This is a genomic window from uncultured Ruthenibacterium sp. (assembly GCF_963558415.1).
Lineage (GTDB): Bacteria > Bacillota > Clostridia > Oscillospirales > Ruminococcaceae > Ruthenibacterium.
This window is the reverse complement of sequence record NZ_CAUWGY010000081.1, coordinates 1-11,258: the sequence shown is the minus strand read 5'-3', so window position 1 is coordinate 11,258 and position 11,258 is coordinate 1. Positions and strand designations below refer to the sequence as shown.

Genomic DNA, 11,258 nt, shown 5'->3' with positions numbered 1-11,258 from the left:
GAACATCTTGCGGTATCGAATAAATATCCGCAATAAACTTTAAATATCCAATGCCTGTTAAAAACTCATACATGTCTGGATTATCCGGCAGAAAAGCCATCATCTGTTTCGCCTGTATTGCCTGTTTATGCATATCATGTCCATCTACGACAATGGTTCCCTCCGTGTAGTCTAAAATCCCTGCCACACAACGTAGAGTCGTCGTTTTTCCAGCTCCATTATGTCCGATAAATCCTACAATTTCTCCTGAGGCTACAGAAAAAGAAAGGTCTTCCACTGCCTTTTTTCCGCCTGAATACGTCTTTGAAAGATGAGAAATTTCAAGCATTCTAACTCCTCCTTAAACAATTAGATGTTTATCTAATTGTTTTCTTATTATAACAGTACCAAAGAAATTGTCAATAGATTACTCCATCAAAGTGGGAAAAATCAGAAAAGCTAATCAAAATGTATAAATAGAAGTCGGTTAGGTATCCTAATATTGGAGGCGATATCATGAAATCCAACAAGAAAATTTCTGCTGACCAATCCATGCGGCCTATTTATGCTAAACGCGCTATAGAGGCAGCACGTAATGGGAACCTACGCCCAGCACTATTTTACACCGAGCAGGAACAAACCCCTTGTGATGCAGGTGTTTGGGAATCCAGACAAACCGTAAATCGAAAGCTGAAAGAAAAAGAAGAATTTCCCCTTGGTTAACTTGTGCAAGCCAATGGTTTATGGTATACTTTGCTAGAAAGCGAGGGGATTCCAATGGCATTTGAAACGCAAGAAAATCGAATCGTTTATCAGCAGGAAAATAAAGTTTTAGCACAGGTCACATTTCCCATATGGAAAGATAACATTGTGAATATCGATCATACTTTTGTTGACGAATCTCTCCGAGGCCAAGGCGTGGCAGGGCAATTGATGCAACGTACGGCCGAAGAATTGCGTCGTACAAATCGCAAAGCAGTTGCCACTTGTAGTTATGCGAAAAGATGGTTTGAACAACACAAAGAATATGCGGACGTTTTAAAATAAGCGCTCGTCAATACAATCGTTTCATTTTAAATAAAAAACGCGCCTTTGTATGGGCGCGTTTTTTATTTAAATCAGCCAATTGAGTGGAATAAGGAAAAAATACGGCGCTGTAAGGACTGCTAAAATGAGGGAAATGCGCCTTTTTGAAATATCCGTCAGAGGTTGTTTTTTAAATGTCCAGTGTCTATTTAAAAGATAGATGACCCAGCCAGCCAAGAAGATGGCTGCGGCTGTGGCCAACAACGCAATAGGATGTTGCCAAGGATTCGTCAGGAAAGTCTCCAAAAAGTGGTCATTTTCCTCTTTAAAAGAAGCGACTCCATAGACACCCAACATAAATACCGCACTAATTAAATCCGCTAAAAAGCCAAAAATCCATACACGAAAAATGCTTTTTACATAAAGCTCTTTTTTCTTATGAAGTCGCAAGACAGATACCGCTATGAACAATACAAGGCTATCAAACATAAAGTTTGCCGGAATCACAAGCAGCCAAGTTACAGGAAAGAACAACAGCATCCACAATGGAAAAAACATATTGTACAATCGCACTTGTTTTCTCATATCAGTTCACACCTAGGACTCTTGCCGAAAATGAATTTCGCCTGTTTGGTCATTCATCGATTCTACGATTGCCAAGCTTTCCAATTGAATTCCGGTTGCTCGAATTCGATCGCCTCCGTGCTGGAATCCTTTTTCAATCGCAATTCCGATGCCTTCCACAGTTGCCCCTGCCTCTTTCAAAATGGAAAGTAGCCCTTCTAAAGCGCATCCATTCGCGAGAAAATCGTCTATAATTAAAACATGATCTTCAGATCCAATATATTTTTTCGAAACAATTACATCGTATACTCTTCCGTGTGTAAAAGAGTGGATTTTCGCATCATATACTTCACCGTCAATGTTAATGCTCTTTGCCTTTTTGGCAAATACGACCGGAACGCCAAAATGACGTGCCACAATGCACGCAATTCCAATTCCTGACGTCTCAATTGTCAGAATTTTATTAATATATTTATCTGAAAATAACCGTTTCCATTCTTCTCCCATGGCATCAAATAATGCAACATCCATTTGATGGTTCAAAAAGCTGTCGACCTTTAACACGCCTCCTGGCTTAACAACTCCTTCGTTACGAATACGCTCTTCTAATAATTTCAAACTTTTTGTCTCCCCTTTCCCTGCCGTCAAAATACTATCCAATTTCATTCAGTTTATCATAGAGAGTCAAGAGATTCAATCTTCTAAGAAAAAGAAAAAGCACTTCGAAAACCGAAGTGCTTTTATTTTTTTAAACCAGCTCGATGATTGCCATCTCAGCGGCATCGCCACGGCGAACACCGGTCTTGATGATGCGGGTATAACCGCCGTCACGGTCCGCATATTTCGGTCCGAGCTCATCAATCACCTTTTTCGCAACAGTCTCTTTCGTGATGAAAGAAAAGACCTGGCGCTTTGAATGCAAATCCTCGCGTTTGCCGAGGGTAATCATTTTCTCAGCCATTGCGCGCACCTCTTTAGCACGCGTAACAGTGGTCTCAATCTTGCCTGTTTCGCACAGGTAGGTAACCATAGCACGCAGCATAGCTCTGCGGTGGTCGCTGGTTCTGCCAAGTTTTCTAGTACCGGGCATCCCAATTCACTCCTTTGCAGTTATTCGTCGTCTTTCGTCAGTTTAAAGCCGAGCGAATCCAGCTTTGCGATGACTTCCTCAAGGCTCTTGCGGCCGAGGTTACGCACTTTCATCATCTCGTCTTCAGATTTGTTGATCAAGTCTTCTACCGTGTTGATACCGGCGCGTTTCAGGCAGTTGAAAGAACGCACACTCAGATCCAGCTCTTCAATGGTCATTTCCAAAGCCTTTTCTTTGCCCTTATCGTCCTTTTCAACCATGATCTCAGCATCCATAGCTTCCTGTGACAAGGTCACAAAGAGATTCAAATGCTCGGTCATGATACGTGCAGCAAGGCTCACAGCCTCTTTTGCACTGATGGTGCCGTCTGTCCACACCTCGATCGTCAGCTTATCATAGTCGGTAATCTGTCCTACACGCGTATTTTCTACCGTGTAATTAACCTTCAAAACCGGCGTATAAATGCTGTCAACCGGCAAAGCGCCCAAGGAAGCCTGTTCGGCATTCGCCTTATTGCGCTCAGAAGGCACATAACCGCGGCCTTTATCGAAGGTCAGCTCCATCACGAGCTTTGCTCCTTCAGCCAGCGTTGCAATGTGCCAATCAGGGTTCAACACCTCAATCTCAGCATCCTGTTGAATGCTGCCGGCGGTCACTTCCCCTTCACCTGTTGCCTCAATGCGCACAGTTTTAGGGCCGTCAGTATAAAGCTTCGCCGTAATGCCTTTGATATTCAGCACGATTTCAGTAACGTCTTCTTTTACGCCTTCAATCGTGGAAAACTCATGCACGACACCATCGATTTTCATGCTGGTGACCGCAACGCCAGGCAGGCTGGAGAGCAGCACACGGCGCAGACTGTTGCCTAAAGTTGTACCGAAACCACGTTCCAAAGGCTCTACTACAAACTTTCCATAACGACCGTCTGCAGACAAGCTCGCTGTATCGATTCTGGGTCTCTCGATCTCCATCATTGGTAAACCCTCCTTTGATCAGCAGGCCGCAAGCGGCCTGCTCTTTTGGTTGCATGCGGGGATGAGGATTACGGGGATTATTTGGAGTACAACTCGACGATCAAATGCTCCTCGACCGGCAGATCAATGTCTTCACGGACCGGCATCTGAGTGACAGTGCCCTTCAGAGAATTCTTCTCGCGGGCCAGCCACTGCGGCAGAAGCACAACGGGTGCATCCTCACCCGTCAGTTTGCTGAATTTCACAGAGGAACGGCTTGCCGGAGCAACTTCCACAACATCACCCGGTTTTACCAAGTAAGAGGGAATATTGACCTTTTTACCATTCACAGTGAAGTGAGCGTGGTTTACCAACTGACGAGCCTCACGACGCGTTGCCGCAAAACCCAGACGATATACCACATTGTCCAAACGGCGCTCCACCAAAATCAGCAGATTCTCACCGGTTTTTCCCGGCATTCTGCTCGCTTTCTCGTAGTAGGAACGGAACTGACGCTCCATCACGCCATACACGAATTTAACCTTCTGCTTTTCAGCCAGTTGAAGGGCATACTCGCTCTTCTTTTTTCTCATCTGGCTGCCCGGATTACGATTTGTGGTTTTCTTCGCATATCCCATAACAGCAGGAGAAATGCCCAGAGCGTGGCAGCGTTTGGCGATAGGCTGCATATTTTTAGCCATAACTTATTTTCTCCTTTCGATTATACACGACGGCGTTTCGGCGGACGGCAACCGTTGTGCGGGATGGGGGTTACGTCCTTGATCATGTTGACCTCCAGACCAGTAGCCTGCAATGCACGGATTGCAGCTTCACGTCCGGAACCAGGACCTTTAACATAAACTTCAACGGACTTCATTCCATGCTCCATAGCGCCTTTTGCAGCGGTCTCCGCAGCGGTCTGAGCAGCAAACGGAGTGGATTTACGAGAGCCACGGAAACCCAGGCCACCAGCACTGGCCCACGACACTGCATTGCCCTGTACGTCTGTAATGGTGACAATGGTATTATTGAATGTGCTCTGGATATGCGCGCAGCCACGTTCAATATTCTTACGCTCACGGCGTTTTCCACGCACGGAAGCGCCTTTTTTAGCAGCGGCTTTTGTTGCCATTCTACTGTCCTCCTCTGGATTACTTCTTCTTGTTGGCTACTGTGCGTTTCGGACCTTTGCGGGTACGAGCATTCGTTTTAGAACGCTGACCACGCACGGGCAGACCTTTGCGGTGACGTGTGCCACGATAGCACTGGATCTCGATCAAACGTTTGATGTCCAGCGCAGTTTCGCGGCGCAGGTCGCCTTCAACGGTGAAGTTTTTATCGATGTAATCACGGATAAGAGCTTCTTCGTCTTTTGTCAAGTCCTTCACTCGGGTATCAGGATTGATCTTGGTAGCAGCCAGGATCTCGCTGGCGGCGCTGCGACCAATGCCATAAATATAAGTGAGGCCAATTTCGACTCGCTTCTCTTTGGGCAAGTCAACTCCGGCGATACGTGCCATTGTATAAGCACCTCCTGAATGATTTATCCCTCTTTGCTTTCAACCGAAAAACCGGTGGGATAGTAACCGGTCAACGGAATTAGGGCTTAGCCCTGGCGCTGTTTGTGTTTCGGATTCTGGCAAATGACCATCACGCGGCCTTTGCGCTTGATGACCTTGCACTTTTCGCAAATGGGTTTTACGGAAGGTTTCACCTTCATGTTTGTAACCTCCTTACTTGCGGCGCACGATTATTTCGAGCGCCATGTGATGCGGCCCTTTGTCAAATCATAAGGGCTCATCTCAAGTGTAACCTTGTCTCCGGGCAGGATGCGAATGAAATTCATACGCAGCTTGCCGGAAATGTGAGCCAGCAGCCGGTGCCCGCCTTGAATCTCTACCAGGAACATGGCGTTCGGCATTGCCTCGACTACGGTACCTTCTACTTCGATAACATCTTCTTTTGACAAGCTTTTACCCTCCCTGCACGCTTGAAGCATTGCTTGCAAGCGCTCTGCTGATGAGTTGTTTGTCGTTCATACGTGCCCTTCCCGGCCCTTGGTCAGGATTACAGGGCCGTTTTGCGTAATGGCAATTGTATGCTCAAAGTGAGCAGACAATCCGCCATCCACTGTCTTTACGGTCCAGCCATCTGACAGCGTTTTTACAACATGACTTTTCTCATTGACCATCGGCTCAATGGCAATTACCATACCAGGCACTAGACGTGGACCTCTGCCCGGCGTGCCAAAGTTGGGAACTTCTGGATCTTCGTGCATATCACGGCCAACGCCATGCCCCACATAAGTGCGGACAACTGAATATCCTTCGCTCTCCACATACTGCTGCACCGCAGCACCGATGTCACCTATTCTGTTGCCCGGTTGTGCAGCCGCGATTCCCCGGGCGAGTGCCTCCCTTGTGACATCCATGATGCGTTGTGCTCGATCGGAAACAACTCCACAGGCAAAAGTCCAAGCGTTGTCTCCGTTCCATCCATGCACAGCAGCTCCGGTGTCAATCGAGACAATATCGCCTTCCTTCAGCACAATGTGCTTCGAAGGAATTCCGTGTATTACCGTGTCATTTACGGAAATACACGCGGATCCCGGGAAGCCGCCATACCCTTTAAAGTTTGGCTTTGCACCTTGTTGGACGATATAGTTGTAAATTAGTTTGTCGATCTGAGCGGTTGTAACACCAGGTTTTACAGCCTCGCCGGCAAGCTTCAGAACCTCTGCGGAAATTTGGCATGCAAGACGCATCTCCGAAATTTCCTTTGCCGTTTTAAGCTGTATCACAATCAGACCCCCAGTTTCTCGAACAGAAGTTTTGTGGTATCCGCCACTTCTTCCTGTCCTTCCACAACCACCAGTTTACCGCGCTCCTTGTAAAAGTCAACCAACGGCTCTGTCAACTCATGATACACCTTCAGGCGCTCTAAAATTGTAGAAGGCTCGTCATCCTTTCGAACAATCAAGCTTCCGCCGCAACGGTCGCACTCATCTGGTTTTGCGCTGGGTTTATAGATAGTGTGGTAACTCGCTCCACAGGCGGAGCAAACACGACGTCCGGACAGACGTTTCACGATTGTCTCGTCGGAAACCTCAATATCTACGACCTTATCGATTTCAATTCCCATCTCTTCCAGAGCCTCAGCCTGTGCCACCGTACGAGGCACACCATCGAGAATAAAACCGTTTTTGCAGTCGTCCTGTGCCAGACGCTCTTTAATGATGCTGATGATAACGTCATCGGGGACAAGCGCGCCGGAGTCGATATACGCTTTTGCCTTCAGGCCCATCTCCGTTTCATTTTTCATCGCTTCGCGAAGAATGTTGCCGGTACTAATAGCTGGAATCGAAAGTTTTTCGCAAACGACTTCAGCCTGCGTGCCCTTACCGGCGCCAGGCGCGCCCAAAAGGATCAGTCTCATAATTACCCTTTCCCCCTGACGTATTGAAGTAAATTATTCAAGGAAACCCTTGTGGTGACGCATCAGCATGTAGGATTCCAAGCTTCTGGACGTATCCAAAGCCACACCGACAACGATCAGCAGACTTGTACCACCCAGCGCGATGTTCATCCCAGTAATAGCTCCCAGAACGATAGGCATAACCGCCACAACGCCCAAGAACAATGCGCCTACCAGTGTGATCTTGCCCAACACTCTTGTAATGAAATCGCTGGTCGGTTTACCCGGACGATAACCCGGTACCGTACCATTGTTATTTCGAAGATTGTTAGCAATCTCAACAGGATTGTACTGAATTGCAACATAGAAATAGTTGAATCCAATAATCAGCAGGAAATAAATCACTGCATATGCCCATCCACTGTACTGGAACGCGCTCAAAATAGCGGCCCAGACGGGATGCACTGTGCTGTCGTACAGCGAGGGGAAGAACGAACCAATGGTTCCCGGAATGGAAATCAAAGACGATGCAAAGATGATCGGCATAACACCACTCATATTTACCTTAATGGGAATATGCGTGGACTGACCACCATACATTTTGCGTCCTACCACACGCTTAGCATATTGCACCGGAATACGGCGCTCAGCCGCGTTCAGGATTACGATGAACACAATCACCGCAAGAACCAAAACGACGATCAGCGGTAAGAAGAAATAATACTTTGTCTCACCTTCTGCTGCCAGATCCAAATAGTTCTTAGCAGAAGTGAAGATGCTGCTCCAGCGGGAAATGATACCGGCAAAAATCAAAAGAGAAATACCGTTTCCAATTCCCTTTACATCGATCTGTTCACCCAGCCATTGAATCAACAACGAACCAGCCGTAAAGGTCAGCACAATTACCACTGCGCTAAACCAAGCGGAAGCACCTTCTGTGTAGAGCAGAGCGCCCTGTCCACGAAGCAGGAAATAGTAAGCAATCGCCAAAGCAAAAGCAATTCCAGCTCCCACATAACGGGTGATACGCGTCAATTTTTTACGCCCTTCTTCGCCTTCCTTTGCCAGTTGCTCCAAGGCAGGAATTGCCACAGTCAGCAACTGAATGATAATAGAAGCGTTGATGTAAGGCGTTACGCTCAAGGCAAACAAGGTGCAGCGAGCAAATGCACCACCTGTCAGCATATCAATATAGCCGAGCAGGTTACCGGTCTCACCCACCCAAGACTGAAGAGCCTCGGGACGGATGAACGGAACCGGAATGGCGCATCCAAGGCGGAAGACCACGATAACCATAATCGTGTACAAAATCTTCTTACGAAGATCTGCAATCTTCCAGGCGTTTCTGAAAGTATCGAACACGATCAGATCACCTCAGCCTTCCCGCCTGCTTTCTCAATTTTTTCCTTTGCGGAAGCAGTGTAAGCGTTGAGTTTTACGGTCAGGGGCTTAGACAGCTCCCCATTGCCCAGCACTTTCACGCCGTCCAGAGATTTCTTGATGATTCCTTTCTCCAGCAGCGCATTGACATCTACCACGCTGTCAGCCTCAAATTTCTCGAGGTCGCTTACCTTAACAGTAGCATACACCGTTGCAAAAATATTGTTGAAACCACGTTTCGGCAAACGGCGCTGAAGTGGCATCTGGCCGCCTTCAAATCCGGCCTTCTTGACACCAGAACGAGCTTTCTGACCTTTGTGGCCATATCCCGCGGTCTTTCCGTTACCAGAACCCGCACCGCGGCCCTTGCGTTTGGCAGCTTTATTTGCGCCATCAGCAGGTTTTAATTCATGAAGCATCATTGTGTGTGCACCTCCTTGCTTTTACGCTTTGGTGACCTCTACCATGTGAGAGATCTTGTTGATTTTGCCATTGGTCGCCGTATTATCAGGCTGTACCGTCACATCGCCAACCTTCTTCAGGCCCAAGCTCTGAGCAGTCGCAATCTGATTCTTAGAACGGCCAATCAGGCTCTTTGTGAGCTTGATGGTGAGGCTAGCCGCAGCTTTTGCTTTGGCAGGTGCCTTTTTTGCGGGAGCTTTCTTTGCAGCGGGCTTAGCGGCAGTCTTCTTAGCCGGAGCCTTTTTGGCAGGAGCCTTTTTTTCCTCAGCAGCTTCAGCAGCCACTGTCACTTTCTCTTCAGCCATGATTCACTGCCTCCTTAACCCAAAATTTCCTGCACGGTTTTACCGCGCTTTGCAGCCACCTGCTCGGCGCTCTGCAAGCTGCAAAGGCCATTCATTGTAGCAGTCACTACGTTGCAGGGGTTGTTGGTGCGCTGGCACTTTGTACGAATATCTTTAATGCCAGCAACCTCAAGAACGGCACGAACAGCGCCGCCGGCGATTACGCCAGTACCTTCGGGAGCCGGACGCAACAGCACGCGGCCTGCGCCGAACACACCGACAGTTTCATGAGGAATGGTGGTGCCTTTCAGGGCAATACGATGCAGGTTCTTCTTTGCGTCTTCGCAGCCTTTGCGAATCGCCTCGGGAACCTCGCCCGCTTTACCCAAACCGAAACCAACGATACCGTTGCCGTCGCCGACAACAACCAGAGCGGAGAACTTAAAAATTCGGCCGCCCTTAACGGTCTTGGATACACGGTTGATGGCAACAACCTTCTCTTGTAAATCCAAAGTGGATGCGTCAATCATTTCCATTTGTATCCTCCTTACAGCTCCAGGCCGCCCTCACGGGCACCCTCAGCCAAAGCCTTCACACGGCCGTGATACACAAAGCCGCCGCGGTCATAAACCGCTTTCGTAATGCCTTTCTCAGCAGCTTTCTTGGCAATCGCCTTGCCAACTTTGGTAGCTGCTTCGATGTTGCCGCCAAAACCTTCAAAATCTTTATCCATGCTGGATGCACTGGCAAGCGTTACGCCGGCCACGTCATCGATAAGCTGAGCATAAATATGTTTGGAGGAGCGGAACACATCCAGACGCGGGCACTGTGCAGTGCCGGAGATTTTGCCGCGAACACGGCGGTGACGACGCAGACGAGCGACGTTCTTATCCGGTTTATTAACCATTGTCTTTCACTCCTTACCTTATTTTGCGCCCTTGCCGGCTTTGCCTTCTTTGTGAGCCACAAACTCGCCCACATAGCGGATACCTTTGCCCTTATAGGGTTCGGGCGGACGTTTCTCACGTACTTCCGCGGCAAACTGACCGACGCGCTGTTTATCGATGCCGTTGATCACAATTTTCAGAGGATCCGGTACCTCAATGGTAATGCCTTCCGGTTCGGGCATTACAACCTGATGGGAAAAGCCCAAGTTCATAACCAGATCTTTGCCCTGCTTAGCAGCACGGTAACCAACGCCCTGGATCTCCAACTCTTTCTTGAAGCCATGGGTTACGCCCTCCACCATGTTTTGAATGTTGGTGCGGGTCAGGCCGTGCAAGCTACGTGCTTCTTTCTCGTCATTCGGACGGGTCACCACTACTTCACCATTCTCCACTTTCGCAGTGATCATGGGATGGATGTTGGAATTGAGGGTGCCTTTGGGGCCCTTCACGGTAACGTTATGGCCATTGACAGTGACCTCAACGCCAGCCGGGATGACGATGGGTTTTCTTCCAATTCTCGACATTGTCTATGCCCCTTTCTTACCACACGAAGGCGAGAACTTCGCCGCCGACATTCGCCTTGCGAGCAGCTTTGTCCGTCATAACGCCCTTCGAAGTGGAGATGATTGCGGTGCCCAAACCTTTCATGACTTTCGGCATGTCTTCACAGTTGGTGTAGATACGCAGGCCGGGCTTGGAAACACGACGGATGCCCGTGATAACGGGAGCGCCGGTCTCGGTGTATTTCAAAGTAATGCGGATTACGCCCTGTTTGTCATCCTCGATGACCTGGACGCCCTTCACATAACCTTCCTCCAGCAGAATGTTGGCAATTGCCTTTTTCAGATTGGAAGCAGGAATGTCCACAGAAGGGTGTTTGGCAGTGCTGGCGTTGCGGATGCGTGTCAGCAGGTCCGCGATAGGATCGGTGATTTGCATTTGCCACTAACCTCCTTGATTCATTACATCAGTGCTTTAAATTTCTGCGTCGGGATTCCAGCCGATTACCAACTGGCTTTTTTCACGCCAGGAATCTCGCCTTTGTAAGCGAGTTCACGGAAGCAAATACGGCAAACACCGTATTTGCGCAGGTAGGCGTGGGGTCTGCCGCAGATTTTGCAACGGTTGTAAGCACGGGTGCTGAACTTCGGCGCCATCT

22 protein-coding genes are annotated in these 11,258 nt (G+C 48.5%); 2 read left to right on the top strand and 20 right to left on the bottom strand.

From position 1 onward, the window contains the following. The coding region (locus AB5H98_RS11165) for an ATP-binding cassette domain-containing protein (RefSeq protein ID WP_367925972.1) at positions 1 to 328 on the bottom strand (328 nt) is incomplete at its 3' end. A 167-nt stretch (positions 329 to 495) separates the two neighbouring features. Here AB5H98_RS11165 and AB5H98_RS11160 point away from each other — a divergent pair. Next, positions 496 to 702: a hypothetical protein gene (locus tag AB5H98_RS11160; RefSeq protein ID WP_367925971.1), complete on the top strand. Its 207-nt coding sequence runs from the start codon at positions 496 to 498 to the stop codon at positions 700 to 702. Between the two features lie 3 nt (positions 703 to 705). After that, positions 706 to 1,026 carry a GNAT family N-acetyltransferase gene (locus tag AB5H98_RS11155; protein WP_367925970.1) on the top strand — a complete coding sequence of 107 codons (321 nt, stop codon included), beginning with the start codon at positions 706 to 708 and terminating at the stop codon, positions 1,024 to 1,026. A gap of 66 nt (positions 1,027 to 1,092) precedes the next feature. Here AB5H98_RS11155 and AB5H98_RS11150 read toward each other — a convergent pair whose 3' ends face one another. The 19 genes from AB5H98_RS11150 to AB5H98_RS11060 form a co-directional block, all read right to left on the bottom strand. Further along, the gene (locus AB5H98_RS11150) at positions 1,093 to 1,590 is read right to left on the bottom strand and encodes a hypothetical protein (protein ID WP_367925969.1); all 498 of its coding nucleotides are present in this window, start codon (positions 1,588 to 1,590) and stop codon (positions 1,093 to 1,095) included. Positions 1,591 to 1,602: 12 nt separating this feature from the next. Then, on the bottom strand, positions 1,603 to 2,187 hold the full coding sequence (locus AB5H98_RS11145; RefSeq protein ID WP_367925968.1) for a xanthine phosphoribosyltransferase: 585 nt from the start codon (positions 2,185 to 2,187) through the stop codon (positions 1,603 to 1,605). Between the two features lie 130 nt (positions 2,188 to 2,317). Then, entirely contained in the window at positions 2,318 to 2,659 is a 342-nt protein-coding gene (gene rplQ, locus AB5H98_RS11140; protein ID WP_367925967.1) for a 50S ribosomal protein L17, read from the bottom strand. 20 nt (positions 2,660 to 2,679) lie between these two features. Further along, positions 2,680 to 3,633: a DNA-directed RNA polymerase subunit alpha gene (locus AB5H98_RS11135; RefSeq protein WP_367925966.1), complete on the bottom strand. Its 954-nt coding sequence runs from the start codon at positions 3,631 to 3,633 to the stop codon at positions 2,680 to 2,682. Between the two features lie 77 nt (positions 3,634 to 3,710). Then, the gene (gene rpsD, locus AB5H98_RS11130) at positions 3,711 to 4,313 is read right to left on the bottom strand and encodes a 30S ribosomal protein S4 (protein ID WP_367925965.1); all 603 of its coding nucleotides are present in this window, start codon (positions 4,311 to 4,313) and stop codon (positions 3,711 to 3,713) included. 20 nt (positions 4,314 to 4,333) lie between these two features. After that, positions 4,334 to 4,744 (bottom strand): 30S ribosomal protein S11, encoded by a 411-nt coding sequence (gene rpsK / locus AB5H98_RS11125; protein WP_367925964.1) that lies wholly within the window; start codon positions 4,742 to 4,744, stop codon positions 4,334 to 4,336. Between the two features lie 19 nt (positions 4,745 to 4,763). Then, a complete protein-coding gene (gene rpsM, locus AB5H98_RS11120; RefSeq protein WP_349216477.1) occupies positions 4,764 to 5,132 on the bottom strand; it encodes a 30S ribosomal protein S13 in 369 nt (122 codons plus the stop codon). 86 nt (positions 5,133 to 5,218) lie between these two features. Next, on the bottom strand, positions 5,219 to 5,332 hold the full coding sequence (gene rpmJ, locus AB5H98_RS11115; RefSeq protein WP_009322261.1) for a 50S ribosomal protein L36: 114 nt from the start codon (positions 5,330 to 5,332) through the stop codon (positions 5,219 to 5,221). 30 nt (positions 5,333 to 5,362) lie between these two features. Continuing rightward, a complete protein-coding gene (infA, locus tag AB5H98_RS11110; RefSeq protein WP_349216478.1) occupies positions 5,363 to 5,581 on the bottom strand; it encodes a translation initiation factor IF-1 in 219 nt (72 codons plus the stop codon). 66 nt (positions 5,582 to 5,647) lie between these two features. Beyond that, positions 5,648 to 6,412 carry a type I methionyl aminopeptidase gene (map, locus tag AB5H98_RS11105; protein WP_367925963.1) on the bottom strand — a complete coding sequence of 255 codons (765 nt, stop codon included), beginning with the start codon at positions 6,410 to 6,412 and terminating at the stop codon, positions 5,648 to 5,650. A gap of 2 nt (positions 6,413 to 6,414) precedes the next feature. Then, positions 6,415 to 7,047, bottom strand: coding sequence for an adenylate kinase (locus AB5H98_RS11100; protein ID WP_367925962.1), 633 nt, complete (start codon positions 7,045 to 7,047; stop codon positions 6,415 to 6,417). 33 nt (positions 7,048 to 7,080) lie between these two features. Next, the gene (gene secY / locus AB5H98_RS11095) at positions 7,081 to 8,388 is read right to left on the bottom strand and encodes a preprotein translocase subunit SecY (protein ID WP_367925961.1); all 1,308 of its coding nucleotides are present in this window, start codon (positions 8,386 to 8,388) and stop codon (positions 7,081 to 7,083) included. A gap of 2 nt (positions 8,389 to 8,390) precedes the next feature. Continuing rightward, positions 8,391 to 8,828, bottom strand: coding sequence for a 50S ribosomal protein L15 (gene rplO, locus AB5H98_RS11090; protein WP_367925960.1), 438 nt, complete (start codon positions 8,826 to 8,828; stop codon positions 8,391 to 8,393). A gap of 21 nt (positions 8,829 to 8,849) precedes the next feature. Continuing rightward, positions 8,850 to 9,014 (bottom strand): 50S ribosomal protein L30, encoded by a 165-nt coding sequence (gene rpmD / locus AB5H98_RS11085; RefSeq protein WP_367925974.1) that lies wholly within the window; start codon positions 9,012 to 9,014, stop codon positions 8,850 to 8,852. A 173-nt stretch (positions 9,015 to 9,187) separates the two neighbouring features. Beyond that, positions 9,188 to 9,688, bottom strand: a complete 501-nt coding sequence (gene rpsE / locus AB5H98_RS11080; RefSeq protein WP_349216483.1) for a 30S ribosomal protein S5 — start codon at positions 9,686 to 9,688, stop codon at positions 9,188 to 9,190. An 11-nt stretch (positions 9,689 to 9,699) separates the two neighbouring features. After that, positions 9,700 to 10,059: a 50S ribosomal protein L18 gene (gene rplR, locus AB5H98_RS11075; RefSeq protein WP_349216484.1), complete on the bottom strand. Its 360-nt coding sequence runs from the start codon at positions 10,057 to 10,059 to the stop codon at positions 9,700 to 9,702. A gap of 18 nt (positions 10,060 to 10,077) precedes the next feature. After that, positions 10,078 to 10,623 (bottom strand): 50S ribosomal protein L6, encoded by a 546-nt coding sequence (gene rplF / locus AB5H98_RS11070; RefSeq protein ID WP_367925959.1) that lies wholly within the window; start codon positions 10,621 to 10,623, stop codon positions 10,078 to 10,080. Positions 10,624 to 10,639: 16 nt separating this feature from the next. Beyond that, on the bottom strand, positions 10,640 to 11,038 hold the full coding sequence (gene rpsH, locus AB5H98_RS11065) for a 30S ribosomal protein S8 (RefSeq protein WP_367925958.1): 399 nt from the start codon (positions 11,036 to 11,038) through the stop codon (positions 10,640 to 10,642). 65 nt (positions 11,039 to 11,103) lie between these two features. Continuing rightward, complete coding sequence (locus tag AB5H98_RS11060; RefSeq protein ID WP_367925973.1) at positions 11,104 to 11,256, bottom strand: type Z 30S ribosomal protein S14; 153 nt, start codon at positions 11,254 to 11,256, stop codon at positions 11,104 to 11,106. Between the last annotated feature and the right edge of the window lie 2 nt (positions 11,257 to 11,258).

Coding starts and splice junctions, on each gene's coding strand:
- AB5H98_RS11160 (WP_367925971.1), top strand. CDS start 496: ATGAAATCCAACAAGAAAATTTCTGCTGACCAATCCATGCGGCCTATT.
- AB5H98_RS11150 (WP_367925969.1), bottom strand. CDS start 1,590: ATGAGAAAACAAGTGCGATTGTACAATATGTTTTTTCCATTGTGGATG.
- rplQ (WP_367925967.1), bottom strand. CDS start 2,659: ATGCCCGGTACTAGAAAACTTGGCAGAACCAGCGACCACCGCAGAGCT.
- AB5H98_RS11135 (WP_367925966.1), bottom strand. CDS start 3,633: ATGATGGAGATCGAGAGACCCAGAATCGATACAGCGAGCTTGTCTGCA.
- rpsD (WP_367925965.1), bottom strand. CDS start 4,313: ATGGCTAAAAATATGCAGCCTATCGCCAAACGCTGCCACGCTCTGGGC.
- rpsK (WP_367925964.1), bottom strand. CDS start 4,744: ATGGCAACAAAAGCCGCTGCTAAAAAAGGCGCTTCCGTGCGTGGAAAA.
- rpsM (WP_349216477.1), bottom strand. CDS start 5,132: ATGGCACGTATCGCCGGAGTTGACTTGCCCAAAGAGAAGCGAGTCGAA.
- rpmJ (WP_009322261.1), bottom strand. CDS start 5,332: ATGAAGGTGAAACCTTCCGTAAAACCCATTTGCGAAAAGTGCAAGGTC.
- AB5H98_RS11100 (WP_367925962.1), bottom strand. CDS start 7,047: ATGAGACTGATCCTTTTGGGCGCGCCTGGCGCCGGTAAGGGCACGCAG.
- rplO (WP_367925960.1), bottom strand. CDS start 8,828: ATGATGCTTCATGAATTAAAACCTGCTGATGGCGCAAATAAAGCTGCC.
- rpsE (WP_349216483.1), bottom strand. CDS start 9,688: ATGGAAATGATTGACGCATCCACTTTGGATTTACAAGAGAAGGTTGTT.
- rplR (WP_349216484.1), bottom strand. CDS start 10,059: ATGGTTAATAAACCGGATAAGAACGTCGCTCGTCTGCGTCGTCACCGC.
- rplF (WP_367925959.1), bottom strand. CDS start 10,623: ATGTCGAGAATTGGAAGAAAACCCATCGTCATCCCGGCTGGCGTTGAG.
- rpsH (WP_367925958.1), bottom strand. CDS start 11,038: ATGCAAATCACCGATCCTATCGCGGACCTGCTGACACGCATCCGCAAC.
- AB5H98_RS11060 (WP_367925973.1), bottom strand. CDS start 11,256: ATGGCGCCGAAGTTCAGCACCCGTGCTTACAACCGTTGCAAAATCTGC.